The following is a 24345-nucleotide window of genomic DNA, read 5'->3' on the forward strand; positions in this document are numbered from 1 at the left end:
CGTATCAAACAGTGCGAAAATAGAGAGCATTACCCCAGCACGTTTCCCAACTGGAATATCGGCAAATACATCGCGATAACCAACGTACCCACAATCCCGCCAACCACTATCATCAGCAGCGGCTCCAGCGTTTGCGCCAGCGTATCGGCGAGCTCATAGGTCTGTTGTTCGTGCCAGACAGCCAGCTTGTCTAACAGAATATCCAGCGTGCCTGACTCTTCCCCCACCCGCACTAATTGCTGGCACAGCGAAGGAAACAGCGGTTGTTGAGCTAGTGCACTGTGGAAGGGATACCCTTGGGAGAGTTGCTGTTCGATCGCCGTCAGCGCCTGACAATAAAACACGATATTCACCGACAGCTTCGCGGCGCTGAGCCCTGCCACCAGCGTCAATCCGGCCTGTTGTGTCATGGCCAGAATACGAAACACCTGACTTAGGCAATTGCCCTTGATCAACGCGGAAATCAATGGGATGCGCAGTAACATCGCCTGCTCACGTTGCTGCCAATCTGCCAATGGATGCAACCAGCGCCAATAAAATCCTGCCAGCCCAGCCACCGTGAGCAACAGATAAGGCCCGGTAGCGATCAATGCGCTGGACAGTGCCAGCAGCCCTTGGGTAAACCAGGGCAACGGGGCGTCGAAAGATTGATAAATCTTGGCAAACTCCGGCAGCACCATTACTAACATCAACACGGTGACCACCATGGCCACCAGGCAGATAAATAGCGGGTAGCGCAGCGCCTTCAGCACTTTTTTCTGTAACCTCTGTTGGGCTTCTTGTTGCTGTGCTAACTGCAGGCAGCAGCGATCCAGATTGCCTGTCAATTCGCCGATGGCAATCAGTTGGCGGTAAATTAGGGGGAAGACGCGATGCTGCTCTGCAATCACTTCGGAAAAGGGCTGCCCCATTGCTACGCTATTACTGATTTCCAGCAACAGACAGCGCCAAGCTGCCGACTGATGCTCCTGAGCCAGCAACTGCAGGCTGTTGACCAGAGGTAACCCGGCTTGCAACAGGGTTGCCAACTGGCGGGTGAATTGGATCATCGGCTCGCCACGCCATTGACCTGCAGAGACCCGTTTCCCCGCCCCCATTTGGTAAGGCTGTAATCCCTGCTCCAGCAAGTGCTGATAGACCTGGTTTTTCTCCTCCGCTAGCAGCTCGCCACGGCGAATTCCACCGTGGCTGTCGATGGCTTGCCAAACAAACAGACGGCGCGGTTTCATGGCGAGATCTCACCCTGAGTGGCCACCCCGACCACGCGGTACAGTTCCTCCAGCGAGGTTATCCCCTTAGCGACCAGCTCCAGGCCCGCTTGCAGCAGCGTTGTTTGACCCTGCTGCTGTGCGATATCGGCTAACTGGATCACCGAGGCATTTTGCATCAGGGCATTTTGGATTTCGGGCGTGATCTTCAGCAGTTCGTAAACGCCGATCCGGCCGTAATAACCGCCAAAGCAATGCTCACAGCCGGCCGCACGCCACGGGATCAGGGGTTCCGGCCAAATGGTAGCCGGGAAGTGCAGGATCTCAACTTGCGGATAGCGGCAATGGGTGCACAAACGCCGCACTAGGCGTTGGGCGATCACCAGTTTCAGACAGGCTGCCAGCAGATAACCGGGAATGCCCATCTGGGTCAGGCGGGTCAGCGTTTCACAGGTGGAGTTGGTGTGCAGGGTCGATAGCACCAAATGCCCGGTTTGTGCCGCCTTGACGGCAATTTCTGCCGTTTCTTTATCGCGGATCTCGCCGATCATAATGACATCCGGATCCTGGCGCAGCAGGGCCCGTAACACGCGGGCGAAATCCAGATCGGTTTTGCTGTTGATCTGCGTCTGGTTAATACCGAACACCGGGATCTCGATGGGATCTTCGACGCTGCACAGGTTGCTCTGTGCATCGTTCAACTGGCGTAACCCGCTGTACAGCGTCACGGTTTTACCGCTGCCGGTTGGGCCGGTCACCAGGATCATGCCTTGCGGGTTGGAGAGGGCATTGGCATACCATCCAAGCGCTTCCTGGCTCATACCAAGCTGTTCGAGCGGCAGCTCCTGGCGATCGGTTTGCAGGATCCTCAGCACCACCTTTTCGCCATGCAGCGTGGGTAAGGTGGAGATCCGCATCGAGAAACTGGCATTATCCAGCAGCACGCTGAGTTGGCCGTCCTGTGGCAGACGGCGCTCGGCGATATCCAGTTGCCCCATGATCTTCAGCCTGGCGGTGATCCTGGCCGCCAGTGAAAAGGGCGGAGAGGCGATCGCCTGTAGCACACCGTCAATCCTGAGTCTGACGCGGAACCTCTGCTGATAAGGTTCAAAATGCACGTCAGAGGCACGCCGCTGAATAGCGCTACGCAGCGTTTGATTAATGAATTGCACCACTGGCGTGTCGCCGTCGTCGTTAAGCGAGGGGGATTGCTCCTCGTTATTTTCAGGCGATGGTACCAGGACGAGGTGTTGCCGCTGGTTCTGTGCCTGTTCCAGCCGTGCAGCGGGCCATTGCTCAATCCCAATGCTTTTGCCGGTGGCGAAACGTAGGGCGCTCACCAGTGCCGCAGGGATTTCACCATGCAGGGCGATAGTCAGCCGCTGCCCGTCTTCGCTGAGTGCCAGTGCCTGATAACGTTGGCACAGCGCGTGGATTTCATCGCTGATTTCCATGCGGGCTCCTTACTGTGTGGCATCATCAAAACGGAAAACTTCCTGGCAGGTTTCCTGCAGGCTGGTGTTGCTACTGCTGCATTGGCGTGTCCAGCGCATTGGGCCGGTGGCGTCTATCGTAGGAACCAGTGTCACCGTCAGGCCTTGCAGGCTCTGAGTGCCAACCAGGCTGATGGTTCCCCCGGAGACCTGGATACTGCTGACGTAACGTGTTGTTACTCCCGCAGGGATCCCCTTGCTGCCTGCATCGCAGCCAGACGGGCCACCGCCTTCCAGTGCGCACAACTCAACCGCCATTTTGTACGGCACCATGGCCTGCAACATATCGGTCATGGCGGCCTTCTGGATATAGCGCTGATAGGCGGGTATGCCAATGGCACTGAGGATGGCGACGATGGCGATAACCACCATTAATTCGATCAGGGTAAAACCGCGTTGTGTTTCCATCTGTTGTTTCCTCCAAAGTTATCAGGAGGCAACGTTAAAATGGCCAATAGCGGGTGGCGAGGGCGGAATGCGGATTATGCGTGGCTGTTCCACCACAATACGCCCGTGTTACGAGGCGTTGAAAAATAATGCGTAGTGCTTCACAACCTGAGCGAACCATATTTTTATTTTATGGTGAGTTGATACCAATCTTTAAAGTCTCCATTATCAGCTAAATTTAACGGTGAGTATAAGTGATGAGGGTTACCATCAGGCTCTGTTCTTTTACATTGTGATAATCGAGAACTAACAGTTCCTCCCCCTCATTGAGTGAAAGGTTTTTGCTGTCCACATATTGTGATAGTATTTTTTTTGCTTGCTCGAAATCTTTTATTTTATTGAAGGTAATTGAATTTCTTTCAAAGCCGTAGTTATCGTCAGGAGAATATGAGAAGTGATAAGTGTCCGTTACTCTCGGTACGCCTGCGATAATAGATGGAGTACTGAGGAAATATTTTAATTTATTACTTTCAGTATACTCCCCCTCATTTCCTAAGTAAATGAGGGGGAGTGCGACACCTAGGGTCAATAATGCCATAAGTACAATGGTCGATCTCAATTTATTGATAGTCATGCTATAAAAATAACTCCGTAACAAGCCTTTTGTCGGATATGGGTCGTATTCTGCTTAGACAATCAGGTAGTGGTATTTTATAGGGTTTATGCGGGATGTCATGATCTTCAGGATCGGGAAATATAAGAGGTTTTAATTCATAATTCTTATAATTTCCTACAGGGCCATAGTGATCCCATATTTTTAATGCATACTCTGTATCTCTAGCCTTCAGGACGTTAATGTAATTAATGTTAAAAATAGCAGAGTGGAAACCAAGTATGTTAGAGATTAAATCTTCTGCACTGTATCCACTATCAGTGACAATATTATAAGGGAAACTGTATTGTAGCGTTTCAAAAGCATGGGATGTATCTAAAAATATCGCGTAAGCGATACCCATTAATTGATTATGGTGCAATCCTCTCTTCACAAGAAAACTTTTAGTAACACCTGTTTTCAGACGAACCTGACTAAATACCCTTTTGGACATGGATTGGGTATAATTGACTCGAAAAAAATCGCCCTGAGTAAAGCGAGGGTTTATCATCTGCCACCATAAGGAAAGGGCACCTTCAGGGTTTGCATGGCCTAAATCAATCCAGCCTAAGTTATCAGTATAAACTAACCCATATTTGAGGAATTCAATACCCATTACACTTCTTTCTGGTCCTGTAATATCTTTTCTTAAAGACATGGTTAATATACTCTATCGCTGCAGATACTATAGCCAGAGGTACCTGCTTTATGATGAGTCCACACAATATCCCTATAATTTAAAGAGATTATTTCCTCTGGTTGACTGTCCTCGTGCGTCAGCGAGTGTGGATAATTAATGTTTATACAACTAAGAAAGGCTTTTCTAAGTTGTATTGAGTAGTATTTCTCCAACCCACCGGAGTGATCTGTCTGATAAAAACCAAGTTCAACATATAATTCTTCATTTTCAGAAATAGAAACGCCTAGCAGAGGTGATGATTTGTCTATGGGTTTTACTATAGTGAAGGGGTGATGACTTGCACTTTGCTCTCTGGTAATACTATGAGCGGCAGAGTAAACTAAAATTTCATTCGTGTGTGCAGCTTGATATTTATTCCCTATTGAATCAAAAGTACCACAGCCAGCAGAGATTAATCCTTGGTTTTTACCTTCTATTTTCATCCGTATTATATTGGCCATTAAATATCCTTTTTAAAATGCTGTAATAAAATTATCCACGAGGTACATTATCAGAGAGCAATATTGCTTTGTGGGATAATGATCACAAAACGAAGGGTGAATGTACTAGGAAGTCATTTTTATTTATGATAGATATGGTTGGCTTATATATCTATGGGGTTATATAATAAAAACCACTTTATTCTGTAGCCATTTACCCTTGTTATTAGCCGATAGAATTTACAATGAAGTATTGTGGTGTGGTACTTGGCAGACAGATTAGCGAGAATGCCCTTCAGCCGAAACCGAAAGGCGCTCAGTAACTCGAATCACTTAAAACGCATCGACAGATCGAGCGCGGTAACGTGCTTGGTCAACGCGCCGACAGAGATATAATCCACCCCGGTTTCAGCAAACTCGCGCAGGGTCTGATCGGTGACGTTACCGGAGACTTCCAACTGGGTGCGGCCCTGGGCCAGGGCAACGGCATCGCGCATCATCTCGACGCTGAAATTATCCAACATCACAATGTCGGCACCGGCATCCAGAGCTTGTTGCAGTTCATCCAGCGATTCCACTTCCACTTCTACCGGTACGTCGGCGTGTAGCCAGAAGGCTTTCTCTACCGCGTTTTTGATCGAACCGGAGGCAATGATGTGGTTTTCCTTGATCAGGAAAGCATCCGAAAGACCAAGCCGGTGATTGCTGCCACCGCCGCACAGCACGGCATACTTCAGCGCGGTGCGCAGGCCGGGCAGTGTCTTACGGGTATCCAGCAGCCGGGTTTGCGTGCCTTGCAGCAACGCTACATAGCGGCTTACCGCCGTGGCTACGCCGGAGAGCGTTTGCACAAAGTTTAGCGCGGTACGTTCACCCGTCAGCAGGATGCGCGCCGAGCCACTCAGGTGGCATAGCGGCTGGTTGGGCACCAGTTTATCGCCATCTTCCACCAACCACTCGATCTTCACCTGCCCACCCAATTGGATAAAGACTTCTTCCAGCCAGCGGCGGCCACAGAACACGCCGGGTTCACGGGTGATCACCGTGGCTTTGGCCTGCTTATCTGCGGGTAACAGTTGCGCGGTGATATCGCGCTCGGCATCCACGATCCCCCCCAGATCTTCGCTCAGCGCCTGGGCGACGGTGGCAGGGACATCATTGGTAATACGTTCGAGAAGCGCGGTACGGCGGCTGTCGGCACTGTAGCGGCGTGTCGGCATGGCAAACTCCGAAAATGGACGGTAGGATCGTAGATGAACATGCTACTCTGTTGCTGGAACTAGTACCACCGCAAGTATATGAGACAAAGGGAGAGGATTAGCTAATGACGCTGTTTACGCTGTTACTGGTTTTGGCGTGGGAACGTCTGTTTAAACTGGGTGAGCACTGGCAGTTGGATCATCGTCTGGAAGTGGTGTTTCAGCGGCTGCATCGGTTTTCTTTGGCACAGACGTTGGCGATGACCCTGGTCTGGATGTTCGTCGTCTGGGGCATCTTGTGGTTGGCTCAAGGGCTGTTTTTCGGCGTTGTGGTGTTACTGTTGTGGATTGTGATTGGTCTGCTGTGCGTCGGGGCCGGGATCACACGTAAACATTATCGGGCCTATTTGCAGGCTGCGCGGCAGGGCGATACCCATGCCAGCGATCAGATGGCGGAAGAGCTGGCGTTGATCCACGGTTTACCGGTGGATTGTAGCGAAGAAGAACGCCTGCGTGAGCTGCAAAACGCCCTGCTGTGGATTAACTATCGCTACTATCTGGCACCGCTGTTCTGGTTTACGGTGTGCGGGCCATATGGGCCACTCGCTCTGGCTGGCTATGCTTTTCTGCGAGCCTACCAAACCTGGCTGGCGCGGCATCATTCACCGCTGCAACGCTCGCAAACGGGGATCGACTTCCTGCTGCATGTGTTGGACTGGGTTCCGGTTCGTCTGGCAGGGGTGGCCTATGCGCTGATTGGGCATGGCGAACGGGCGCTGCCCGCGTGGTTTGCTTCGCTGGGGGATCGTCATACCCCGCAGTATCAGGTGTTGACGCGGTTGGCGCAGTTCTCTCTGGCCCGAGAGCCACATAAGGATCCGGTTCAGACGCCGCGCGCAGCGGTAACATTAGCGCGTAAAGTGACCATGATTGTGGTGGTGGTCGTGGCGGTATTGACGATTTACGGTACCTTGCTCTGAAGGTAACGGCGGGCGCAGAATGGCGCCCGCCAGAAGGTTACAGCTTGGCGAAGCAGCGGCGCGCGGCATCGACGGTGCGCTGAATATCTTCATCGCTGTGTGCAACAGACATAAAGCCAGCCTCGAACGCCGACGGGGCCAGATAAACCCCCTCATCCAACATCAGATGGAAGAAGCGCTTGAAGCGCTCAACATCGCAGCCCATCACGTCCTGATAGCAGGTGACCGTCGGCGCATCGGTAAAGAACAACCCGAACATGCCGCCTACATGGTTGACGACAAACGGAATATTCTCTTCCTTGGCCGCCGCCAATAGGCCTTCTGCCAGCTTGTTGGTCAGTTCGGTCAAGGTCTGGTGAATGCCAACTTGGGAAACCTCGGTCAGACAGGCGAAGCCAGCGGCCATGGCAATCGGGTTGCCGGACAGCGTACCGGCCTGATATACCGGCCCGGTAGGTGCCAGTGCAGCCATCACTTCACGGCGACCACCGAAGGCCCCTACTGGCATACCGCCACCGATAATTTTGCCCAGGCAGGTCAAGTCTGGCACCACATCGTAATAAGACTGAGCACCGGCCAGCGCGACGCGGAAACCGGTCATCACTTCGTCAATGATCAACAGTGCGCCATACTTGTCACACAGGGTGCGTAGGCCCGGCAGGAAGTCTGGCAACGGTGGAATGCAGTTCATGTTGCCCGCGACAGGCTCAACGATGATGCAGGCGATCTCTGAAGGGTACTGCTCGAATGCGGTACGCACGGAATCGAGATCGTTATAGGTACAGGTTAGCGTGTGCTTGGCAAAGTCTGCCGGCACGCCCGGTGAGTTCGGCTGGCCCAGCGTCAATGCCCCGGAACCGGCTTTTACCAGCAGGCAGTCGGCGTGGCCGTGGTAGCAGCCTTCAAACTTGATGATCTTGTCGCGGTTAGTGTAACCCCGCGCCAGACGAATGGCGCTCATGGTGGCTTCGGTACCGGAGTTCACCATACGTACCATATCCATCGTCGGTACCAGCGTGGTGACCAACTCGGCCATTTTCACTTCCATCTCGGTAGGTGCGCCGAAGCTCAGTCCGCGCTGCGCTGCCTCGATCACCGCGTTGCGGATCGCCGGATGGTTATGGCCCAGCACCATTGGGCCCCAGGAACCGACATAATCAATATAGGCTTTGCCATCGGCATCAAACAGATAGGCACCGTCGGCACGTTCGATAAACAGCGGGGTGCCGCCTACACCGGTGAATGCACGCACTGGGGAGTTGACTCCGCCTGGGATCAGCTGTTGCGCCTGGGCGTACAGACTTTCGGACTTACTGTGTAAGCTCATAAACCGGCTCCTGGGTTTGCTTTTGAATGATTTGACCGCGCTATTCTAGAGGAGAGTACGGAGTTATGAAACGATCACAGTCCGATACCTATTTAGAGGGAGCGATAGGGCACTGGCTGAGCTAGAATAATGCACATTGCGATTGGTATGACTTTTCACCTTAATAATGAACCCACTATGACTGAATTACAGCAACAGCCTCCTGCAGCCTCTGGCGTGCGCCTGGCTCGCAACGATAGGGTCCGTCAGTTTATTCGCCAGGATAAAACGCCGGTTTTCATCCTGATCATGGCAGCGGTGGTAGGGACATTGGCGGGATTGTTGGGTGTCGCTTTTGATAAAGCGGTGGAATGGGTGCAACAGCAGCGACTGTCGGGCCTGGCCTATGTCGCCAATTCCTGGTTTCTGGTGTGGCCGCTGGCGTTTATTTTCTCTGCCGTACTGGCCGCTTTGGGATTTTATCTGGTCAAACGCTTTGCGCCAGAGGCTGGCGGTTCGGGGATACCGGAGATCGAAGGGGCGCTGGAAGAGTTGCGTCCGGTGCGTTGGTGGCGGGTGATCCCGGTGAAATTTATCGGCGGTATGGGTACGCTCGGCGCTGGCATGGTGCTGGGACGTGAGGGGCCGACGGTGCAGATGGGGGCCAATGCCGGGCGAATGGTGCTGGATATTTTCCGTATGCGCAGTGCTGAGGCCCGCCATTCCATGCTGGCTACCGGTGCCGCTGCGGGTCTTTCCGCCGCATTCAATGCCCCCCTGGCGGGAATATTGTTTGTTATTGAAGAGATGCGGCCGCAGTTTCGTTACAACCTGATTTCCATCAAGGCGGTGTTTATCGGCGTGATTATGTCGAGCATTGTCTTTCGTGTTTTCAATGGTGAAAAAGCGCTGATCGAAGTGGGTAAACTCGCCTCGGCACCGCTTGATACGCTGTGGCTTTACCTGGTGCTGGGGACGGTGTTTGGCGCGGTGGGGGTGATGTTTAACGCGCTGGTGTTTCGTACGCAGGATAGGTTTGCCCGCTTCCATGGTGGCAAGACGGGCAAGATCCTGCTGATTGGTGCCCTGTTAGGGGGCATTTGTGGCGTGCTTGGGCTGATCGAGCCAGCAGCAGCGGGTGGCGGTTCGGCCTTGATCCCGATCGCGGCGGCGGGCAATTACAGCGTAGGTATGCTGCTGTTTATTTTTATCGCACGGGTGATCACTACGCTGTTATGCTTCGGCTCAGGCGCTCCGGGAGGTATTTTTGCGCCGATGCTTGCCTTGGGGACGCTGCTTGGCACCGCTTTTGGCCTGTTCAGCGCTCACCTGTTCCCTGCATATGGGCTTGAGGCTGGCACCTTTGCTATTGCGGGGATGGGAGCGCTGTTTGCTGCTACCGTGCGTGCCCCGTTAACCGGTATTGTGCTGGTATTGGAAATGACCGATAACTATCAGCTGATTTTACCGATGATCATCACCTGTCTGGGCGCGACCCTGGTGGCGCAGTTTATGGGCGGTAAGCCATTGTATTCCGCCATTTTAGCCCGCACTTTACAAAGGCAGCAGCAGGAATTGGCCGAGAAAACAGGTAAAGAAAATACAACAAATGCGGTGAATACTTGAACGCAACACTCAGGTATTAGATAATCAGCACCATTAATCAGGTTACCGTCGTCGTCGCCTGATGCGAAACACTGTTGGGAGTAACGAGTATGAGTGATGAAACAGCACTGCCCCTGCAATTTACCGAGGCAGCAGCAAGCAAGGTGAAATTCCTGATTGCTGACGAAGAGAATCCAAACCTGAAGTTGCGGGTTTACATTACCGGTGGCGGCTGCAGTGGATTCCAGTACGGCTTCACGTTTGATGACAAGATCAACGACGGCGATATGACCATCGAGAAACAGGGCGTTGCGCTGGTGGTTGATCCGATGAGTCTGCAATATCTGGTTGGCGGCGCGGTGGATTACACCGAAGGGTTGGAAGGTTCACGCTTTATCGTGACTAACCCGAATGCCAAAACCACCTGTGGTTGCGGTTCTTCATTCAGTATCTGACCCGCCGCCGTTAAAAAACCCGCCTGCCTGCACGGTGCGCGGGTTTTTTTGTGCCTACCATTCCACGGTGATCAGTTCGCTTTCCCGATCGTCTACCACTCGTTTACTGTGGCTCATCTTCGGCTGCAAGACTGTGCCGTTGCCGCACTCCACCTGTGGTGTGTTGCCGGTCGTTGTTACGCTGCAGGTGGGTACTATCGTCAGACTGATACCAATCTTGCCGCTGGTGTTCTCGGCCAGCACACTGCTGCTCAACAGCAGTGTGCTGGCGATCAAAAGGCTTTTCTTCATGCTTAAACTCAAAACAATACCTATCCGCTGGCCACAGTAATGGGGCCTATCGGCAAAAGTGAACGGAAATTAACGGCGCGGGATAATTTTTAACGAAGAGTTAACTAGATGATTACATTATTCAAGCGCATTTCATTAGCGCAAAATAATAGCACATTGTTTATATAATAGTCGAATATCCTGCTTGGCAGGAAAACCTCCGCCAAAGCTGGCGGAGGCAAGAGTTACTGTTCGAGAATAAAGGCCGGTAGTTTCAGATGCCAACGAATGGCGGCCAGGCGGATGCCCAGCGTGATGATCATCCCCAGCATCATGGCATGCTGTAACGGCATACCAAAGGTGTAGAACGCCGTGACGTGCACCGTTCCGCCGACGATGCAGGCGGTGGCGTAGACTTCGGTTCGCAAGATCATCGGGATCTCGCGGGCCAGCACGTCGCGGATAATCCCGCCGCCAACGCCGGTGATCACTCCCATGCAGACGGCCACCAGCGGCCCACTGCCAGCGGCGAACGCCTTATTGACGCCTATCCCCACGAACACCGCCAACCCGATGGCATCCAGCACCGGCAGGATCCATTTCGGTAACCGACGCGGTTGGCGCACCAGCAGCAGCGTCAGCACACAGGTGATCATCGCCACCACCAGATCGGTGGGATCCTTTACCCAGAATACCGGGCCGTTGGCGAGCGCCATATCACGGATCGTCCCGCCGCCGACCGCAGTCACTACCCCCAGCACTAATACGCCAAAAGGATCCATCCGTAATTTGCCAGCCAGCAATACGCCGGAAATGGCAAATACCGCAGTACCAAGAATATCCAGCCAAAATACCATCAATGGATCTCCGCCAATTGACCGCATAGTGATTGTGCCGCCAGCATGATGCGTGGCCCGGCACGGTTAAACCAATCTTCCTCGAGCGCAATCACCGGCACGTCGAGCTGTGGGCCCCAGAAGGCTTTCACATTGGCTATCTGCTGGGTATTCCCGCTGATCACGATAGCCTGCGGTTTACGCACCAGCACCTGCTCCCGGCTCACCTGCGGCCAGGGCACGGGGCTATCGGCAAAGATATTCTGTGCGCCGCATAAGGTCAGCACCTGGCTTTGCAACGTGGCCGCCGAACTGGTGAACAGCGGTTGGGTGCCAAACTGCAACAGCACTGGCCTTGGCGAATTGCTGGCATAGCGGGTTTTCAGCTCCTCGACCTGTTGGCGGAGGCTGGTAGCGGCCCGATGTGCCTGTTCTGGATGAGGGCTGTACTGCGCCAATGCATCCAGCGACTGGGCGATCTCGTCAATATTCTTGGCATCTGCATAAAAAATCGGGATGCCGAAGGAGGCGAGCTGATCCAATACCCGTTGGGGGTTACCGCCACGCCAGGCGAGAACCAGATCGGGTTTCAACGCCAGGATCCGTTCCAGGTTGATCCCTTGCCAGGAGGCGACCTGTTCCAGCTGTTTGGCCGCAGGGGGATAATCGGAGTAAGCGCTGACGGCCAGCAGGGTATCCCCCATACCGGCCGCGTAGGCAAGCTCCGTGGTGCTCGGTGCCAGGCTGATCACCCGTTGGGCAGCGCTGGCAGGCAGCAGCATCCCCAGGATCAGCCAGCTCAGCAGGGCGCACAGACGCAGCTTCACATTAACCGCGCTTGGCCAGGGCTTGCAGCATGGCATTGACCATCAGCGAGGACTGCTTGGCGGCCACCGCCAGGAACTCGTCGAAGCTCATATGGGATTCACTATCGGCAACGTCGGAAATCGCGCGTACCACCACGAATGGCGTGCCGAACTGATGGCAAACGTGGCCAACGGCGGCGGCTTCCATCTCGACGGCGGCAACGGTTGGGAAGGTGTTGCGGATGCGTGCCAGCGGCTCGGCACCGTTAATGAAGGCGTCACCGCTGCAAATCAGGCCGCGTACCGCGTTCAGGTTAAGCTGTTTGATGCAGTTTTCCGCTAACTCGATCAACGCAGGATCGGCAATGAACGCTGGTGGGCAACCGGCCATTTGGCCTGGTTCATAGCCAAAGGCGGTCACGTCGGCGTCGTGGTAGCGCACTTCTTCAGACACGACGATATCACCCACGTTCAGCGTAGCGGCCAGGCCACCGGCGGAACCGGTATTGATCACCACATCGGGTTGGCACTGTTCCAGCAGCAGGGTGGTACCCAGCGCCGCCGATACTTTGCCGATGCCTGACTTGAGCAGGGCGACTTCCACGCCGTTGATTTGGCCGGTATAGATCTCACAACCCGCACGTTGCAGGGTCTGGCGGTTCGCAATTTGCTCGCGCAGCAGGGTAACTTCTTCTTCCATTGCGCCGATGATGCCTACTTTCATAAATAATACTCGCTGATAGGGTATGGAAATTGCGCCATAGTCTATCATGGCTCTGTGAGAGAGATAATCCGCAATACCGTTGCATCCGCCGCCGGGAATTGTTATCACGGAGGGAATGCGCAACGGGAGGAGAAACAGATGTCCGGGATCGACTTTAAGCAGAAGATCAGCTTTCAGCGGCCTTTTAGCAAGCCGATTGAAGCCGAAGAAGAGTACGACATCATTCGCCAGTTCGAGAGTGATCGCGGGCGCATCGTCAATTCTGCGGCGATACGTCGTTTACAGCAGAAAACGCAGGTGTTTCCGTTGGAGCGTAACGCGGCGGTGCGTAGCCGCCTGACCCACTCGATGGAAGTGCAGCAGGTGGGGCGGCATATTGCCAAAGAGATCCTCAACCGCTTCAAACAGGATCAGCGTATTGATGCGCTCGGCCTGAGCAAGCTGCTCGATCCTTTCGAGAGTATTGTCGAGATGGCTTGCCTGATGCATGACATCGGTAATCCGCCGTTTGGCCATTTCGGTGAATCTGCTATCAACGACTGGTTCCGCCAGCGGCTCGATCCGGCCAGCTGTGGCAGTGAGCCGGGTAGCCACGATCGCTGCCTGGTAGAGGTGTTACGCCTGCATGAAGGGGAGAGCGATCTCAACCGGCTGCGCAGCCGTATTCGCCACGATCTCAGCCATTTTGAGGGCAATGCTCAGGCGATCCGCCTGGTCTACACGTTGCTGAAATTGAACCTGACCTATGCCCAGGTAGGCTGCATCCTGAAATATACCCGCCCGGCCTATTGGGCGAGCGATATTCCCGCCAGCCACAGCTATCTGATGAAGAAGCCGGGGTATTATCTGGCGGAAGAGGCCTTTGTCGATCGCTTGCGGCGCGAATTGCATATGGGAGAGTTCGATCGTTTCCCGCTCACCTATATTATGGAGGCCGCCGATGATATTTCTTACTGCGTGGCCGATCTGGAAGATGCGGTAGAAAAGAACATCTTTACCGTGGAGCAGCTCTATCAGCATTTAACCCAGGAATGGGGCGAGATTGCACCAGGGGATCTGTTTGATAAGACCGTCGCCAGCGCATTTCGCAAAATTGAGCGCAGCGCAGCGCGCCGCAGTTCGGAAGATCAGTTCTTTATGTACCTGCGGGTATTTACCGTTGCCAAATTGGTTCCCCATGCGGCCCAGCGCTTTATCGATAACCTGGACGCGGTATATCACGGCCACTTTAACGGAGCATTGTTGGAGGATGCCAGCCCGGCTTGCCGCCTGCTCGCTATCTTCAAGAACGTTGCGTTCAAGCACGTGTTCAACCACCCGGAAGTGGAGCAGCTGGAGCTACAGGGTTACCGGGTGATCAACGGCCTGCTGGACATTTATAGCCCGTTGCTGGCCATGTCGCTGGCCGATTTCAGCCAGTTGGTGCGCGAAGATAGCCACCGGGCATTCCCTATTGAAACGCGGCTGTTTCACAAGCTTTCCACCAAACATCGCCTGGCCTATGTCGAGGCAGTGGAAGGTTTGCAGCATCTTTCGGCCGAGCAGCAGGCTATTCGGGAGTATTATTTCCGGGCGCGGTTGTTACAGGATTATATTAGTGGCATGACCGACCTTTATGCCTACGATGAATATCGTCGTTTAATGGCGGCAGAATAAAATAATGAGATAAGTTGCAGTTTATTTATCGAGATAAATCTTGAGCTGGTACATTATTTCGAGTTTTGTAAAGACCGACAATATTTGTTTACTCTTACCGGGCCGCACAAGGGGAACTTCAGCCAATCAACAGGCTCTTACTAAGCACCAAGACCCGGTATTCCTTTTGAACGACTTTTAAGAGACACACAGATGAAAAAAACAGCACTGGTTTTAAGCGCCCTGGCTTTGAGTATTGGTTTGGCAATGGGGCCGCTAACTACCGCCAATGCCGCAGAAACGGCTTCTGCCTCCACTAACGCCCAACCGTTGCCAAGCCTGGCACCGATGTTGGAAAAAGTGATGCCTTCAGTGGTAAGCATTAACGTGGAAGGAAGTGCCGCGGTGGATGCGAAAACGGTACAGCAAATGTCGCCGTTCTGCCAGGATGGTTCACCCTTCCAGGGTTCCCCAATGTGCCAAGGTGGCGCACCGGGTGGGCCAACGACTCAGGAAGCCTTTAAAGCCCTGGGTTCAGGCGTCATCATCAACGCGGACAAAGGCTATGTGGTCACCAACAACCACGTGGTAGACAATGCCAGCAAGATCACGGTGCAATTGAGCGATGGCCGTCGCTTTGAAGCCAAGGTGATCGGCAAGGATCCGCGTTCTGATATCGCGTTGATCCAGCTGAAAGACGCCAAAAACCTGTCGGCGATCAAAATGGCCGATTCCGAGCAGCTGCGCGTGGGCGATTACACCGTGGCGATCGGTAACCCGTATGGCCTGGGTGAAACCGTGACCTCCGGGATCGTTTCTGCCCTGGGGCGTAGCGGCCTGAACATTGAAAACTTCGAAAACTTTATCCAGACCGATGCGGCGATCAACCGGGGTAACTCCGGCGGTGCGTTGGTAAACCTGAACGGTGAACTGGTCGGCATTAACACCGCGATCCTGGCACCGGACGGCGGCAATATTGGTATCGGCTTCGCCATTCCAAGCAACATGGTGAAAAATCTGACGTCACAAATGGTTGAATACGGTCAGGTGAAACGCGGTGAGTTGGGCATTATGGGCACCGAGCTGAACTCCGAGCTGGCGCAAGCGATGAAAGTGGACGCCCAGCGTGGCGCATTCGTCAGCCAGGTAATGCCGAAGTCTTCTGCTGCCAAGGCCGGTATCAAGGCCGGTGACGTGATTGTCACCCTGAACGGTAAAGCCATCTCCAGCTTTGCGTCGTTCCGTGCCGAAATCGGCAGCTTGCCGGTGGGCACTAAAATGGCGTTGGGCATCATCCGCGACGGCAAGCCGGTGACCATTGACGTTACGCTTGAGCAGAGCAGCCAGGAGCAGGTTGATTCCAGCAATATTTACACCGGTATTGAAGGGGCCGAGCTGACCAATAGCACCGACAAAGTGAAAGGCGTGAAGGTTGAAAAGGTGAAACCTGGCAGTGCCGCTGCGCGTATCGGGCTGAAAAAAGGCGACGTGATCATGGGTGTGAACCAGCAGCCGGTCAAGAACCTGGGTGAGTTGCGTAAAGTGCTCGACAGCAAGCCTGCGGTGTTAGCGCTGAACATCCAACGTGGCGACTCGACTCTGTATCTGCTGATGCAGTAATAGTTGTCCCATTTTCTACAGAGGCACGCAGCGGCGTGCCTTTTTTATGGCTAAAAACTGTGAGTTTGAGCACAACTCATGCCCGGCCAAAACGCATTTGGGCATCTGCACAATGTGCCTGTAGAAGCTCGTCGGTATGCTGAACGTTGGTTTATCATCCGACGGGGACAAGAAGCAATGGCGGAATATCATCTTGATGCCAAGCTAGCCAGGGAAATTGTCGCTCGCACCATGAAAATTATTGATAGCAATATCAACGTCATGGATAACCGGGGCCGGATTATTGGCAGTGGCGATCCTGAGCGCCTGGGGGAATTGCATGAAGGGGCATTGCTGGTGCTGTCACAGGCCAGAGTGGTCGCAATTGACGATGCCGTGGCCCGTCATTTGCACGGTGTTAGGCCCGGTATTAATCTGCCCTTGCACGTTGACGGGAATATCGTTGGGGTCATCGGTCTGACCGGTGATCCGGTGCAACTGCGGCAATACGGTGAACTGGTCTGCATGACTGCTGAAATGATGCTGGAGCAGGCGCGTTTGTTGAGCCTGTTGGCGCAGGACAGCCGCTTTCGTGAAGAGTTTGTCCTGAACCTGATCCGAACGGAGGAGCTGTCGCCGGCCTTGATGGAATGGGCGCATCGCCTGGGGATAGATCCCAATCAACCCCGCGTTGCGGCGGTAGTGGAGGTGGATAGCGGCCAGTTGGGGGTCGACAGCGCCATGGCCGAGTTACAGCAGTTACAGGAACTGCTGACGCTGCCGGAACGTGACAACCTGATCGCCATTGTTTCTCTCAGCGAGATGGTGGTACTTAAACCGGCGCTGAATCACCACGGGCGTTGGGATGCCGAGGCCCACCGGCGGCGAGTGGAGAATCTGCTAGTGCGGATCAATGAAAGCAGCCGTTTGCGAGTGCGCATTGCGCTCGGCAACTATTTCATTGGCCCAGGCAGTCTGGTGCGTTCCTACCGCACTGCGCGTACCACCATGGCCGTTGGCAAGCAGCGCATGCCTGAACGGTGGGCCTATTATTATCAGGACCTGATGTTGCCGGTATTGCTGGGCAGCCTGCGTAGCGGTTGGCAGGCGGATGAGCTGGCACGGCCGTTGGAGCGTTTGAAAGCCATGGACGGTAATGGTTTGTTATTGCGTACCTTAAATGCCTGGTTCCTGAATAATGTGCAGCCTACCGCGACCGCCAAGGCACTCTATATTCATCGCAATACGCTGGAATATCGTCTCAATCGCATTTCCGAACTGACCGGGTTGAACCTGGCCAATTTCGATGCGCGCCTGTTGTTGTATGTTGGGTTGCAACTTGATGAAGACTAACCTGGCTGTACGCAATAGTATTGCTGGTGGGAGTCATGCAGAACGCCGATACGCCGTGAATCCGTCCATGGAAGCTCGAATCGCGCATCCCAGCGCTCAACGGTCGGCTAACCTGCATGACTCCCGCCAGCCTCAAGCTTGAGGTATCGCGGCATTTCAACCCCAGCTAATACGGAGTTGAGGTCCAGCTAAGAAGCGAAACAGTGGCACATTCGGAGGGGGAGGAGCATCAAACTCAGGTCACCGGTGCCGGGTTAAATACCGCCAACGCGTTGAACAAACCCCATTGATCCGACCAGGTTTGCTTGCGGCCACTGGCGATATCCAGGATCAGTTCAAACAGTTGCCAGCCCACCTGCTCAATGGTTGCTTCCCCAGTGGCGATAGTTCCGGCGTTGATGTCGATCAGATCGTACCAGCGTTCAGCCAGCGCGCTGCGCGTCGCCATTTTGATCACCGGCACGGCAGTCAGGCCGTAAGGGGTTCCCCGGCCGGTAGTGAACACTTGCACCGTAATGCCGGAAGCCAACTGCTGTGTGCCGCAAACAAAGTCGCTGGCGGGCGTGGCGGCATAAATCAGCCCACGTTTGCTGGGGCGCTGGCCGGGGGAGAGGACTTCGACAATCGTGCTGCTGCCAGATTTGGCAATTGAGCCTAATGCCTTTTCCACCACGTTGGCCAAACCGCCTTTCTTGTTGCCGGGTGAAGGGTTGGCGCTGCGATCGGTTTGCCCTTGATTGAGGTAATCGTCATACCAGGCCATCTCCTCCAGTAAGCGCTTGCCAACGTGTTTATCGGCGACCCGTGGGGTTAACAGGTGGATGGCATCACGCACTTCGGTAACTTCTGAGAACAATACGGTTGCCCCGCAGCGTACCAGCAGATCGGAAGCAAAACCCACCGCCGGATTGGCCGTCGCCCCGGAAAAGGCATCGCTACCGCCACATTGCATCCCCACTACCAGCTCTGAGGCTGGCACGGTTTCCCGCTGGCGACGGTTCAGGCGTTGCAAGTGCTGCTCTGCAACGGCCAGAATATTGGCCATCATAGCCTGAAACCCAACGTGCTTCTCATCTTGCAGGCGCACAATCCGGCTCTCATCCACCGTGATGGGGTGTACATCTGGGGTTCCCTGCAGCAGGCGTTCCGGCTGCAACTTCTCGCAGCCGAGGCCCACTACCATCACTTCGCCGCCAAAGTTAGGGTTGAGCGCCAGATTATGCAGGGTGCGGATTGGCACTATGGCAGCGGGGGCGTTGATAGCCACGCCGCAGCCATAGAGATGATTCAGGCCGACCACGCCATCAACGTTGGGGTATTTGGCCAGCAGGTCGCGCTCAATGATTTTCACCACATAATCCACCACACCGGCTACACAGTGCACGCTGGTGGTGATAGCCAACAGGTTCTTGCTGCCGACGCTGCCATCGGCATTACGGTAGCCTTCAAAGGTATAGCCTTCCAAGGGGGGGAAGGCCGGGGGCACATTGTTGGCTAGCGGCAGGCTGGCCAACTCGGGTGCGGGGGGAAGTAGCACCAGCGATTCATCAATCCAACTGCCCCGGCGAATATCCCGCACGGCAAAACCAATCACTTCGCCATAGCGCAAAATATTCCTGCCCTGAGGAATATCTTGCAGTGCGACTTTGTGCCCTTGAGGAATATGCTCTAATAATGTCAGACCGCAAGGGAAGGCTGCCCCTTTAGGCAGTCCATGATCATTAACCACAATGGCAACGTTATCTTGCCGATGAACCTGAATATAGCGCGGTAATTCTTTGTTACTGCCAACTGCATATTCGGACATAGTAAAACCTCACGCACTCTGACTTAAGTACGCCGTGGGTAATAATCGAAACGCTTGCTCAGCAAAAAGCATAACATTCGCTAGCGTGCCGGGCATTGTGCAAATGACCTGGATTAGGCGCTTTCCGGACGTCAATCTTTGGCATTGTGCTAATCCGCTGTGAGATAGCTCACGCAACCGTTGGTTCCGTGAACCAGCCCGCGCCCGATTGGGCATACGCCATAAATAAGTCGCCATATTAACCCTGTTATTGGGTTATCTGCCCGATGAGTCCCGACAGTCAGTTCCCTATACTTTTCTCACCAAGCGTTAATGCGTTTAAAAATTGCCGATGCCGTATTAATCGAACTGCTCAAAAAAGGCTGCAATTTAATTTAAACCTTTCGTTCTGAGATATTTTTAGCGGTTGTTCAGGATGAATATAGCCAAGGCTATAATGCAGGAGAGCACCATGTCTACTATCAGCGCTGCCAACAGTGCAATCAAGCGAACCAATAAGCGTTACTGGATCGTGGTAATGCTGTTTATTGTCACCTCATTCAACTATGGCGACCGTGCCACGCTTTCTATTGCCGGTACCGCAATGGCTCAGGATATTGGCCTCGATCCGGTTGGAATGGGCTATATCTTTTCGGCGTTTTCCTGGGCCTATGTGATTGGCCAGATCCCCGGCGGCTGGCTACTGGATCGCTTCGGTTCTAAACGGGTCTATTTCTGGAGCATCTTCATCTGGTCGCTGTTTACCTTGTTGCAAGGCTTCGTGGATATCTTCAGCGGTTTTGGCATCGTGATAGCGCTGTTTGCGCTGCGCTTCCTGGTCGGTCTGGCAGAAGCGCCATCATTCCCCGGTAACAGCCGGATTGTGGCCGCCTGGTTCCCTGCCCATGAACGTGGCACGGCGGTATCGATCTTTAACTCGGCCCAATACTTTGCCACGGTGATCTTTGCACCGATCATGGGCTGGTTGACACATGTGGTCGGTTGGTCGCACGTGTTCTTCTTTATGGGCGGGCTGGGCATCATCCTGAGCTTTGTCTGGCTTAAGGTGCTGCACAATCCCAAAGATCACCCCAGCATCAACCAGGCGGAACTGGACTATATCGAAGCGGGCGGTGCCTTGATCAATATGGATCAAAAGCAGGCCACACAGGTGAAGGTCAAAGGTGAGAAGTGGTTCCAGATCAAGCAACTGCTGCAATCACGCATGATGATTGGGGTCTACATCGGCCAGTATTGTATCAACGCGCTGACCTATTTCTTTATCACCTGGTTCCCAGTGTATCTGGTGCAGGCGCGGGGCATGTCGATCCTCAAGGCTGGCTTTGTCGCCTCGGTTCCGGCCATTTGTGGTTTTGTCGGCGGAGTGCTCGGTGGCGTAATTTCCGATTATCTGATGCGCCGTACCCAGTCACTGACCTTCGCCCGTAAAACGCCGATCGTACTGGGCATGCTGTTGTCGATGTCGATGATCTTCTGCAACTACGTCGAAACCGAGTGGATGGTGGTGGGCATCATGGCCGCAGCCTTCTTCGGCAAGGGACTGGGCGCACTGGGTTGGGCAGTGATGGCAGACACCGCCCCCAAAGAAATCAGTGGTCTGAGCGGCGGTCTGTTCAATATGTTCGGTAATATCTCCGGCATCGTCACGCCGATCGCCATCGGCTACATCATTGGTACCACCGGATCGTTTAACGGCGCGCTGGTTTACGTCGGGATCCATGCGCTGTTGGCGGTGGCCAGCTACCTGTTCATCGTGGGCGATATCAAACGAATTGAACTGCAACCGATGGGTAGGCAATAAGCCCTATCCTAGCGACACCTGACATTTTGAGGAGATTTTGATGACTACAGCACCAAAAATTACCGCCATGCAGGTTGTGCCGGTGGCCGGTTACGACAGCATGCTGCTCAATCTCAGTGGCGCTCACGCCCCATTTTTCACCCGTAATATCGTGATCTTGCAGGATAACGCCGGTAACACCGGGCTAGGTGAGATCCCTGGGGGCGAGAAAATCCGCCAGACCCTGGAAGAGGCTCAGTCTCTGGTGGTTGGCAAAACCCTTGGGGAATACAAGAACGTGATGAATCGGGTGCGTGAGCGCTTTGCCGATCGTGATGCCAGCGGGCGTGGCCTACAGACCTTCGATTTGCGTACTACCATCCACGTGGTGACCGGCATTGAAGCGGCGATGCTGGATCTGCTGGGGCAGTTCCTTGATGTGCCGGTGGCGGCCTTGTTAGGGGATGGGCAGCAGCGTGATTCGGTGGAAATGCTCGGCTATCTGTTTTATGTCGGCGATCGCAACAAAACACCGCTGCCTTACCAGAGCCAGCCGGATGAGGCCTGTGACTGGTATCGCCTGCGCCACGAAGAAGCGCTGACTCCGCAAAGTATTGTGCGTCTGGCGGAGGCGGCTTTTGATAAGTATGGCTTCAACGATTTCAAGCTAAAGGGCGGCGTATTGGCGGGCAGTGAAGAGGCCGAGGCCGTCACGGCGTTGGCGCAGCGCTTCCCTCAGGCCCGGATCACGCTCGATCCCAACGGTGCCTGGTCGCTGAAGGAAGCAATCGCACTCGGCAAACAGCTGCGCAACGTGCTGGCCTATGCCGAAGATCCATGCGGTGCAGAGCAGGGCTTCTCTGGGCGGGAAGTGATGGCGGAGTTCCGCCGTGCCACCGGCCTGCCTACCGCGACCAATATGATCGCCACTGATTGGCGGCAGATGGGGCACACGCTGCAGTTGCAGTCGGTAGATATCCCGTTGGCGGATCCTCACTTCTGGACCATGCAGGGTTCGGTACGTGTCGCCCAGATGTGTCACGAATTCGGCCTGACCTGGGGTTCACACTCCAATAACCACTTCGATATCTCACTGGCGATGTTCACCCATGTGGCTGCGGCGGCACCGGGCAACATTGCGGCGATCGACACCCATTGGATCTGGCAGGAGGGCAACCAACGGCTGACGCGGGAACCGCTGCAGATCGTCGGTGGCCGCGTGCAGGTTCCGCAACGGCCAGGATTGGGGATCGAGCTGGATCGGGATCGTTTGATGCAGGGCCATGAGCTTTACCAGAAACACGGGCTTGGGGCACGCGACGATGCGCAGGGTATGCAGTACCTGATCCCTGGCTGGATCTTTGATAACAAACGCCCATGTCTGGTGCGTTAATCCGTCTACAGAGGAAGTTTTATGAAGAGCTGCCATAACCCTTTTCGCCAATCGTTGCTCGCGGGTGAAACCCTGATCGGCTGCTGGTCTGCGCTTGCCAACCCGATTTCCACCGAAGTCTTGGGGCTGGCCGGTTTCGACTGGCTGGTGCTGGATGGTGAGCATGCGCCGAATGATATTGGCACTTTTGTGCCGCAACTGATGGCGCTGAAGGGCAGCCCTAGCGCTGCGGTGGTACGGCCGCCCTGCAACGAGCCGGTGATTATCAAACGCTTGCTGGATATCGGTTTCTACAACTTTCTGATCCCGTTTGTGGAGAGTGCCGAGCAGGCACAGCAGGCGGTAGCGTCGACGCGTTATCCCCCTGCGGGGATCCGTGGGGTTTCCGTTTCGCACCGCAGCAACGGTTACGGCACCGTGCCGGACTATTTTTCCCAGATCGACGAGCAGATTGCGGTGCTGGTGCAGATCGAAAGCCAGCAGGGGGTCGATAACCTGGATGCGATAGCGGAGGTCGCGGGTGTTGACGGCATCTTTGTCGGGCCGGGGGATCTTTCCGCCGCGTTGGGGTATCTCGGCCAGCCTAATCACCCGGAGGTGCAGGCGGTGATCCGTCATATTTTCGAGCGGGCCAGCGCGCACGGTAAAGCCAGCGGCATCTTGGCACCGGCTGAGGCTGATGCCCGCCGTTATCTGGAATGGGGAGCCAGGTTCGTCGCCGTAGGCAGCGATCTTGGCGTATTCCGCACGGCCACGCAGGCTTTGTGCGATCGGTTTAAACAGGGTGTTGAATAAGGGGAACGGAATGAAAATTGGATTTATTGGTTTGGGGATTATGGGGAAGCCCATGAGCAAAAACCTGCTGCAGGCGGGTTATTCACTGGTGGTGATGGATCGCAATGCTGAAGCGGTGGCTGAACTGGCTGCGCTAGGTGCCGATGTTGCCGCCACACCAAAAGCGGTGGCAGCACTGAGCGATATCGTGATCACCATGCTGCCTAACTCACCGCAGGTGCGGGAAGTGGCATTGGGAGAACATGGCCTGATTGAGGGAGCTAAAGCTGGCTCCGTGCTGATCGACATGAGCTCTATTGCCCCGTTGGCAAGCCGTGAAATCAGCGCAGCCTTGGCTGCTAAACAGATCGCCATGCTTGATGCACCGGTGAGCGGCGGTGAGCCCAAGGCAATTGATGCCACATTGTCGGTGATGGTGGGCGGTGAGAAAGAGGTGTTTGAGCGCTGTTTTGACGTGATGAAAACCATGGCTGGCTCGGTGGTGCACACCGGTGATATTGGCGCTGGCAACGTCACCAAGCTGGCGAACCAGGTGATTGTGGCGCTGAATATTGCGGCCATGTCCGAGGCGCTGGTGCTGGCTACCAAGGCCGGGGTTAATCCAGACCTGGTTTTCCAGGCGATCCGTGGCGGGTTGGCGGGCAGCACGGTATTGGAAGCCAAGGCTCCGATGGTGATGGATCGCAATTTCAAACCGGGTTTCCGCATTGACTTGCACATCAAGGATCTGGCCAACGCGCTGGATACCTCCCATGGCGTGGGGGCACAGCTACCGCTCACGGCTGCGGTAATGGAAATGATGCAGGCACTGCGTGCCGATGGGCTGGGTAATGCCGATCACAGCGCACTGGCGTGTTATTACGAAAAGTTGGCCAAGGCAGAAGTCACCCGATAGGGGCAGCGGAGCCGCACTTGTTAAACCACATGCCCCTATCCCAGTAGA

The 24345-nt window shown here is 54.6% G+C and carries 23 protein-coding genes; 10 read left to right on the forward strand and 13 right to left on the reverse strand.

Going from position 1 to position 24345, the window contains the following annotated elements:
- Positions 1-29: 29 nt before the first annotated feature.
- From hofC to nadC, 7 genes are all read right to left on the reverse strand, one after another.
- A complete protein-coding gene (hofC, locus tag KAJ71_RS01240) occupies positions 30-1229 on the reverse strand; it encodes a protein transport protein HofC (protein WP_248944010.1) in 1200 nt (399 codons plus the stop codon).
- Entirely contained in the window at positions 1226-2662 is a 1437-nt protein-coding gene (gene gspE / locus KAJ71_RS01245) for a type II secretion system protein GspE (RefSeq protein WP_248944011.1), read from the reverse strand. Before gspE ends, hofC begins: the two co-directional genes overlap by 4 nt.
- 9 nt (positions 2663-2671) lie before the next feature.
- Positions 2672-3109, reverse strand: a complete 438-nt coding sequence (ppdD, locus tag KAJ71_RS01250; RefSeq protein WP_248944012.1) for a prepilin peptidase-dependent pilin — start codon at positions 3107-3109, stop codon at positions 2672-2674.
- A 217-nt stretch (positions 3110-3326) separates the two neighbouring features.
- Complete coding sequence (locus KAJ71_RS01255; protein WP_248944013.1) at positions 3327-3722, reverse strand: hypothetical protein; 396 nt, start codon at positions 3720-3722, stop codon at positions 3327-3329.
- A gap of 1 nt (position 3723) precedes the next feature.
- Entirely contained in the window at positions 3724-4398 is a 675-nt protein-coding gene (locus KAJ71_RS01260) for a hypothetical protein (RefSeq protein ID WP_248944014.1), read from the reverse strand.
- A gap of 2 nt (positions 4399-4400) precedes the next feature.
- Positions 4401-4880, reverse strand: a complete 480-nt coding sequence (locus KAJ71_RS01265; RefSeq protein WP_248944015.1) for an Hcp family type VI secretion system effector — start codon at positions 4878-4880, stop codon at positions 4401-4403.
- Positions 4881-5188: 308 nt separating this feature from the next.
- Positions 5189-6079 carry a carboxylating nicotinate-nucleotide diphosphorylase gene (gene nadC / locus KAJ71_RS01270; protein WP_248944016.1) on the reverse strand — a complete coding sequence of 297 codons (891 nt, stop codon included), beginning with the start codon at positions 6077-6079 and terminating at the stop codon, positions 5189-5191.
- Positions 6080-6183: 104 nt separating this feature from the next.
- Between nadC and ampE the strand changes: the two genes are divergently transcribed.
- A complete protein-coding gene (gene ampE, locus KAJ71_RS01275) occupies positions 6184-7038 on the forward strand; it encodes a beta-lactamase regulator AmpE (RefSeq protein WP_248944017.1) in 855 nt (284 codons plus the stop codon).
- Between the two features lie 37 nt (positions 7039-7075).
- Here ampE and hemL read toward each other — a convergent pair whose 3' ends face one another.
- On the reverse strand, positions 7076-8365 hold the full coding sequence (hemL, locus tag KAJ71_RS01280) for a glutamate-1-semialdehyde 2,1-aminomutase (RefSeq protein ID WP_248944018.1): 1290 nt from the start codon (positions 8363-8365) through the stop codon (positions 7076-7078).
- A 177-nt stretch (positions 8366-8542) separates the two neighbouring features.
- On the opposite strand from hemL, the gene clcA reads away from it, so the two are divergent.
- Positions 8543-9970, forward strand: a complete 1428-nt coding sequence (gene clcA / locus KAJ71_RS01285) for a H(+)/Cl(-) exchange transporter ClcA (RefSeq protein ID WP_248944019.1) — start codon at positions 8543-8545, stop codon at positions 9968-9970.
- Between the two features lie 89 nt (positions 9971-10059).
- Positions 10060-10404, forward strand: a complete 345-nt coding sequence (erpA, locus tag KAJ71_RS01290) for an iron-sulfur cluster insertion protein ErpA (protein WP_021179368.1) — start codon at positions 10060-10062, stop codon at positions 10402-10404.
- Positions 10405-10458: 54 nt separating this feature from the next.
- Here erpA and KAJ71_RS01295 read toward each other — a convergent pair whose 3' ends face one another.
- The 4 genes from KAJ71_RS01295 to mtnN form a co-directional block, all read right to left on the reverse strand.
- A complete protein-coding gene (locus tag KAJ71_RS01295; protein WP_248944020.1) occupies positions 10459-10695 on the reverse strand; it encodes a hypothetical protein in 237 nt (78 codons plus the stop codon).
- Positions 10696-10919: 224 nt separating this feature from the next.
- Positions 10920-11534, reverse strand: coding sequence for a TRIC cation channel family protein (locus tag KAJ71_RS01300; protein WP_024483478.1), 615 nt, complete (start codon positions 11532-11534; stop codon positions 10920-10922).
- A complete protein-coding gene (btuF, locus tag KAJ71_RS01305) occupies positions 11531-12337 on the reverse strand; it encodes a vitamin B12 ABC transporter substrate-binding protein BtuF (protein ID WP_311292309.1) in 807 nt (268 codons plus the stop codon). Before btuF ends, KAJ71_RS01300 begins: the two co-directional genes overlap by 4 nt.
- A gap of 1 nt (position 12338) precedes the next feature.
- Entirely contained in the window at positions 12339-13040 is a 702-nt protein-coding gene (gene mtnN / locus KAJ71_RS01310) for a 5'-methylthioadenosine/S-adenosylhomocysteine nucleosidase (protein ID WP_248944021.1), read from the reverse strand.
- A 138-nt stretch (positions 13041-13178) separates the two neighbouring features.
- On the opposite strand from mtnN, the gene dgt reads away from it, so the two are divergent.
- The 3 genes from dgt (at position 13179) to KAJ71_RS01325 (ending at position 17627) form a co-directional block, all read left to right on the forward strand.
- Entirely contained in the window at positions 13179-14696 is a 1518-nt protein-coding gene (dgt, locus tag KAJ71_RS01315; protein WP_248944022.1) for a dGTPase, read from the forward strand.
- A gap of 192 nt (positions 14697-14888) precedes the next feature.
- Positions 14889-16295: a serine endoprotease DegP gene (gene degP, locus KAJ71_RS01320; protein WP_248944023.1), complete on the forward strand. Its 1407-nt coding sequence runs from the start codon at positions 14889-14891 to the stop codon at positions 16293-16295.
- A gap of 177 nt (positions 16296-16472) precedes the next feature.
- The gene (locus KAJ71_RS01325; RefSeq protein WP_179244930.1) at positions 16473-17627 is read left to right on the forward strand and encodes a CdaR family transcriptional regulator; all 1155 of its coding nucleotides are present in this window, start codon (positions 16473-16475) and stop codon (positions 17625-17627) included.
- A 235-nt stretch (positions 17628-17862) separates the two neighbouring features.
- Here the strand turns inward: KAJ71_RS01325 and garD are convergent, their stop codons facing one another.
- Positions 17863-19434 (reverse strand): galactarate dehydratase, encoded by a 1572-nt coding sequence (garD, locus tag KAJ71_RS01330; RefSeq protein ID WP_248944024.1) that lies wholly within the window; start codon positions 19432-19434, stop codon positions 17863-17865.
- A gap of 451 nt (positions 19435-19885) precedes the next feature.
- Here garD and KAJ71_RS01335 point away from each other — a divergent pair, with 451 nt between their 5' ends.
- The 4 genes from KAJ71_RS01335 to garR are packed head-to-tail and all read left to right on the forward strand — an operon-like array spanning position 19886 to position 24297.
- The gene (locus tag KAJ71_RS01335; RefSeq protein WP_248944025.1) at positions 19886-21235 is read left to right on the forward strand and encodes an MFS transporter; all 1350 of its coding nucleotides are present in this window, start codon (positions 19886-19888) and stop codon (positions 21233-21235) included.
- Positions 21236-21275: 40 nt separating this feature from the next.
- Positions 21276-22607: a glucarate dehydratase gene (gene gudD, locus KAJ71_RS01340; RefSeq protein WP_248944026.1), complete on the forward strand. Its 1332-nt coding sequence runs from the start codon at positions 21276-21278 to the stop codon at positions 22605-22607.
- Positions 22608-22628: 21 nt separating this feature from the next.
- Positions 22629-23402 carry a 2-dehydro-3-deoxyglucarate aldolase gene (gene garL / locus KAJ71_RS01345; RefSeq protein ID WP_248944027.1) on the forward strand — a complete coding sequence of 258 codons (774 nt, stop codon included), beginning with the start codon at positions 22629-22631 and terminating at the stop codon, positions 23400-23402.
- A gap of 10 nt (positions 23403-23412) precedes the next feature.
- Positions 23413-24297: a 2-hydroxy-3-oxopropionate reductase gene (garR, locus tag KAJ71_RS01350; RefSeq protein WP_248944028.1), complete on the forward strand. Its 885-nt coding sequence runs from the start codon at positions 23413-23415 to the stop codon at positions 24295-24297.
- Positions 24298-24345 lie beyond the last annotated feature (48 nt).

The organism is Serratia silvae (assembly GCF_023282985.1).
Lineage (GTDB): Bacteria > Pseudomonadota > Gammaproteobacteria > Enterobacterales > Enterobacteriaceae > Chania > Chania silvae.

Excerpts from the sequence above, each read along its gene's own strand:
- hofC (WP_248944010.1), bottom strand. The coding sequence starts at position 1,229 with ATGAAACCGCGCCGTCTGTTTGTTTGGCAAGCCATCGACAGCCACGGT.
- gspE (WP_248944011.1), bottom strand. The coding sequence starts at position 2,662 with ATGGAAATCAGCGATGAAATCCACGCGCTGTGCCAACGTTATCAGGCA.
- ppdD (WP_248944012.1), bottom strand. The coding sequence starts at position 3,109 with ATGGAAACACAACGCGGTTTTACCCTGATCGAATTAATGGTGGTTATC.
- KAJ71_RS01255 (WP_248944013.1), bottom strand. The coding sequence starts at position 3,722 with ATGACTATCAATAAATTGAGATCGACCATTGTACTTATGGCATTATTG.
- KAJ71_RS01260 (WP_248944014.1), bottom strand. The coding sequence starts at position 4,398 with ATGTCTTTAAGAAAAGATATTACAGGACCAGAAAGAAGTGTAATGGGT.
- KAJ71_RS01265 (WP_248944015.1), bottom strand. The coding sequence starts at position 4,880 with ATGGCCAATATAATACGGATGAAAATAGAAGGTAAAAACCAAGGATTA.
- nadC (WP_248944016.1), bottom strand. The coding sequence starts at position 6,079 with ATGCCGACACGCCGCTACAGTGCCGACAGCCGCCGTACCGCGCTTCTC.
- ampE (WP_248944017.1), top strand. The coding sequence starts at position 6,184 with ATGACGCTGTTTACGCTGTTACTGGTTTTGGCGTGGGAACGTCTGTTT.
- hemL (WP_248944018.1), bottom strand. The coding sequence starts at position 8,365 with ATGAGCTTACACAGTAAGTCCGAAAGTCTGTACGCCCAGGCGCAACAG.
- clcA (WP_248944019.1), top strand. The coding sequence starts at position 8,543 with ATGACTGAATTACAGCAACAGCCTCCTGCAGCCTCTGGCGTGCGCCTG.
- erpA (WP_021179368.1), top strand. The coding sequence starts at position 10,060 with ATGAGTGATGAAACAGCACTGCCCCTGCAATTTACCGAGGCAGCAGCA.
- KAJ71_RS01295 (WP_248944020.1), bottom strand. The coding sequence starts at position 10,695 with ATGAAGAAAAGCCTTTTGATCGCCAGCACACTGCTGTTGAGCAGCAGT.
- mtnN (WP_248944021.1), bottom strand. The coding sequence starts at position 13,040 with ATGAAAGTAGGCATCATCGGCGCAATGGAAGAAGAAGTTACCCTGCTG.
- dgt (WP_248944022.1), top strand. The coding sequence starts at position 13,179 with ATGTCCGGGATCGACTTTAAGCAGAAGATCAGCTTTCAGCGGCCTTTT.
- degP (WP_248944023.1), top strand. The coding sequence starts at position 14,889 with ATGAAAAAAACAGCACTGGTTTTAAGCGCCCTGGCTTTGAGTATTGGT.
- KAJ71_RS01325 (WP_179244930.1), top strand. The coding sequence starts at position 16,473 with ATGGCGGAATATCATCTTGATGCCAAGCTAGCCAGGGAAATTGTCGCT.
- garD (WP_248944024.1), bottom strand. The coding sequence starts at position 19,434 with ATGTCCGAATATGCAGTTGGCAGTAACAAAGAATTACCGCGCTATATT.
- KAJ71_RS01335 (WP_248944025.1), top strand. The coding sequence starts at position 19,886 with ATGTCTACTATCAGCGCTGCCAACAGTGCAATCAAGCGAACCAATAAG.
- gudD (WP_248944026.1), top strand. The coding sequence starts at position 21,276 with ATGACTACAGCACCAAAAATTACCGCCATGCAGGTTGTGCCGGTGGCC.
- garL (WP_248944027.1), top strand. The coding sequence starts at position 22,629 with ATGAAGAGCTGCCATAACCCTTTTCGCCAATCGTTGCTCGCGGGTGAA.
- garR (WP_248944028.1), top strand. The coding sequence starts at position 23,413 with ATGAAAATTGGATTTATTGGTTTGGGGATTATGGGGAAGCCCATGAGC.